This is a genomic window from Chamaesiphon sp. VAR_48_metabat_135_sub (genome assembly GCF_031418915.1).
Lineage (GTDB): Bacteria > Cyanobacteriota > Cyanobacteriia > Cyanobacteriales > Chamaesiphonaceae > Chamaesiphon.
This window is the reverse complement of the sequence record NZ_JANOJV010000180.1, coordinates 1-2,553: the sequence shown is the minus strand read 5'-3', so window position 1 is coordinate 2,553 and position 2,553 is coordinate 1. Positions and strand designations below refer to the sequence as shown.

The following is a 2,553-nucleotide window of genomic DNA, read 5'->3' as shown; positions in this document are numbered from 1 at the left end:
TTAAGGGGTTTACCACCGATAGTTATCCCTTAAAGACCACTTAGAAGCTATCAATCACGTCGAAGCAATCGATTTTATTCGAGATCTGGCAATGGATGAACGAGCAATCACCGAATGGGATATCCGCCAAATTCATGGACTAGTGTGCAAAGGAGAGCGGGATGCAGGTGCCTATCGGACTGTGAGTATGATGGCTGCGGGTAGCAATTATCGCTACCCTGATGCAATTATAGTGCCAGAATTGATGCAGGGATTTGGTGATTGGCTGCACTCTAATCCAGCTTTGCATCCAGTTGAAATAGCCACAGAGATTCATTATCGACTAGTTACAATTCATCCCTTTCAGGATGGTAATGGACGCACTGCGAGATTATTAATGAATCTTAGTTTGCTCAGATCTGGGTATCCGATTGCGGTGATTAAAACTGAAGATCGCTCTGCTTATATCGATGCTATCGTCGCTTGGCAATCTGGTGGAGATAATTCTGCACTCAAGGAGACAATTGCCAAATGTGTTGAGTCTTCACTCGTAGAAATCTTGAGTTTAGCTGGTGAGGGGTTGTAAATAATTATGGAGATCGTTCAACCTTACAAATTACCCTTTCTAGAATTTCTCGGCTGGCAAATTGCGGATGTTTACCGATTGACTCAACTGGAAATGCTTGCCAGTTACGAACGGGGTTGGCGGTATCGCCATATTACTAATCTTCCTGCCAGTGAGTTGGCATTTATTAAGCAACTCGCATTCGATCGCAAATCTTGGTTATCCAGTGAATTTATGGAATTTGACAATTTCTGAAGTTTACCGCTCTAAATTAATTGATGGTCTTGACCTACTTGCGATCGATCTTGGTTTAGCTAAAACTAGTCGGACTATTGGTGAATCGGGTGATGAGATTTTTCCATTTATGTAGCAACAGATCGGTGAATTGCTGACCACCAAGAGTTAATATCCAAAAGATTTAGTAGAGGTAAATTAGATGAAACTGGTAGATTTATCTGAAGTGACACGTCAGAAGATTGCTAAAGTGCGGTACGACCAGATTGTGGAAAAGCATGAAGGCCCATTTGACTGGGATTGTATTCTTGATGACGACCCAGAGCCATTTTTCTTTGCTAATCGTCCAGATTTACCACTCCCTCGCCAACAAGAGGATACTCCAGAATTCCTGATGATCGACAATCGCCCAGTTCTACTACCAATTCCACTTAAACATCACCCCAATATTGAGATTATTAGGACTATTTGGAGTGCTGATGATAATTCTGTAACGGTATTTTTGACAGATACTACCTATGGGAGTGAATGGTATGAGATCGGTTATTTAGCTGTATGCGATAAAGTTGCAGGCGAAGATTTTTGGCTGGCTATTCTCTATCATGAGTGGTTTGTGATCGAGCCAGACCCAATTTTTTCGATCGATCCAAGATCGGGAAGAGAGATCGATTCGCTTAAAGATAGCATCTTAACAGAGCATGATATTATCTTGCCGATTGAGGGAGCTTTGTAATGCAAATTCCAATTCCTCAACTAATTAGAATAGATAGTGCGTTAGAAGTCGTTTCTGATATCCCCGATTTGAGGGTGGAGATCTGGGATAGTTTTCTGGATCTCCAAATTAAAGAGACTACTCGAAGATCCTATACAAAAGCTTTAGCAGATTTCTGTTTGAAGGCTTATCCAGCTTTTTCAATTTCTGATGCACTCCAGAGCTTTCTCTTACTCTCTCAATCTGAGGCTCTTCATCAGGTATTGACGTATCGCAAAATCTTAATCGATTTGAAATTATCTAGTGCCACTATCAATCAACGTTTGTCAGCTCTTAAATCATTGGTTGATTATGCGAGAAAGAGAGGATTATGTAGCTTTAGTTTGAGCGATGTGAAAGGACTGAGAAGTCAGAAATATCGTGATACTAGGGGTAGAACTGTTGATGAATATCGCAGTGTGTTGGCAGAGATAGATCGATCTACAATTCTCGGTAAAAGGGATTATGCGATCTGTCGGTTATTGTGGGACAACGCCTTGAGAAGAGGTGAAATTGTGTCACTCGATCGATCTAATTTCATCCCGCAAGAAAGTAGATTGATGATTCTGGGTAAAGGGACGTTAGAGTTACAGTCGATCGATCTTAATCCAGCCGTAGTTACCGCTATTAATGATTATTTGCTAGTTAAGCTAGATAGTAATAATCCAGTCTTATTTGTGAGTAATAATGGTCATCGATTAGATGGCAAGGATATCACCAGAATCGTCAAGAAGTATGCTGAACCTGTTGGGATCGATCTTTCCCCCCATCGGGTGAGACATAGTGCGATTACGGCTTATTTAGATGTGAGCGAGGGGAATGTCAGAGCCGCTCAATCTTTGTCTCGACACCAGAATTTGAGTACATTGATGATTTATGATGATAACCGCCATCAGTTGCAAGGTAAGGCTAGTAAAGATTTGGGTGAGTTATTAGAGATAGTTGAGAGCTGTGACTGAAGCCGAATCGAAGTGGGCGTGTCGGCTTTGCTGACTTTACGGTATGGAGATTCATGATTAACGAA

The 2,553-nt window shown here is 41.4% G+C and carries 5 protein-coding genes; all 5 read left to right on the top strand.

Annotated features, from left to right (window positions below; translation table 11 throughout):
• Positions 1-91: 91 nt before the first annotated feature.
• The 5 genes from RMO55_RS13325 to RMO55_RS13305 all read left to right on the top strand — a co-directional run bounded on the left by RMO55_RS13325 (position 92) and on the right by RMO55_RS13305 (position 2,488).
• Positions 92-565: a Fic family protein gene (locus RMO55_RS13325; protein WP_310427227.1), complete on the top strand. Its 474-nt coding sequence runs from the start codon at positions 92-94 to the stop codon at positions 563-565.
• A 6-nt stretch (positions 566-571) separates the two neighbouring features.
• Positions 572-799: a hypothetical protein gene (locus RMO55_RS13320; protein ID WP_310427226.1), complete on the top strand. Its 228-nt coding sequence runs from the start codon at positions 572-574 to the stop codon at positions 797-799.
• A complete protein-coding gene (locus RMO55_RS13315; protein WP_310427224.1) occupies positions 786-914 on the top strand; it encodes a hypothetical protein in 129 nt (42 codons plus the stop codon). The genes RMO55_RS13320 and RMO55_RS13315 overlap by 14 nt, the downstream gene beginning before the upstream one ends.
• A gap of 66 nt (positions 915-980) precedes the next feature.
• Positions 981-1,511, top strand: a complete 531-nt coding sequence (locus RMO55_RS13310) for a hypothetical protein (protein WP_310427222.1) — start codon at positions 981-983, stop codon at positions 1,509-1,511.
• Positions 1,511-2,488 carry a tyrosine-type recombinase/integrase gene (locus tag RMO55_RS13305; protein ID WP_310427221.1) on the top strand — a complete coding sequence of 326 codons (978 nt, stop codon included), beginning with the start codon at positions 1,511-1,513 and terminating at the stop codon, positions 2,486-2,488. The genes RMO55_RS13310 and RMO55_RS13305 overlap by 1 nt, the downstream gene beginning before the upstream one ends.
• The last annotated feature ends 65 nt before the right edge of the window (positions 2,489-2,553 follow it).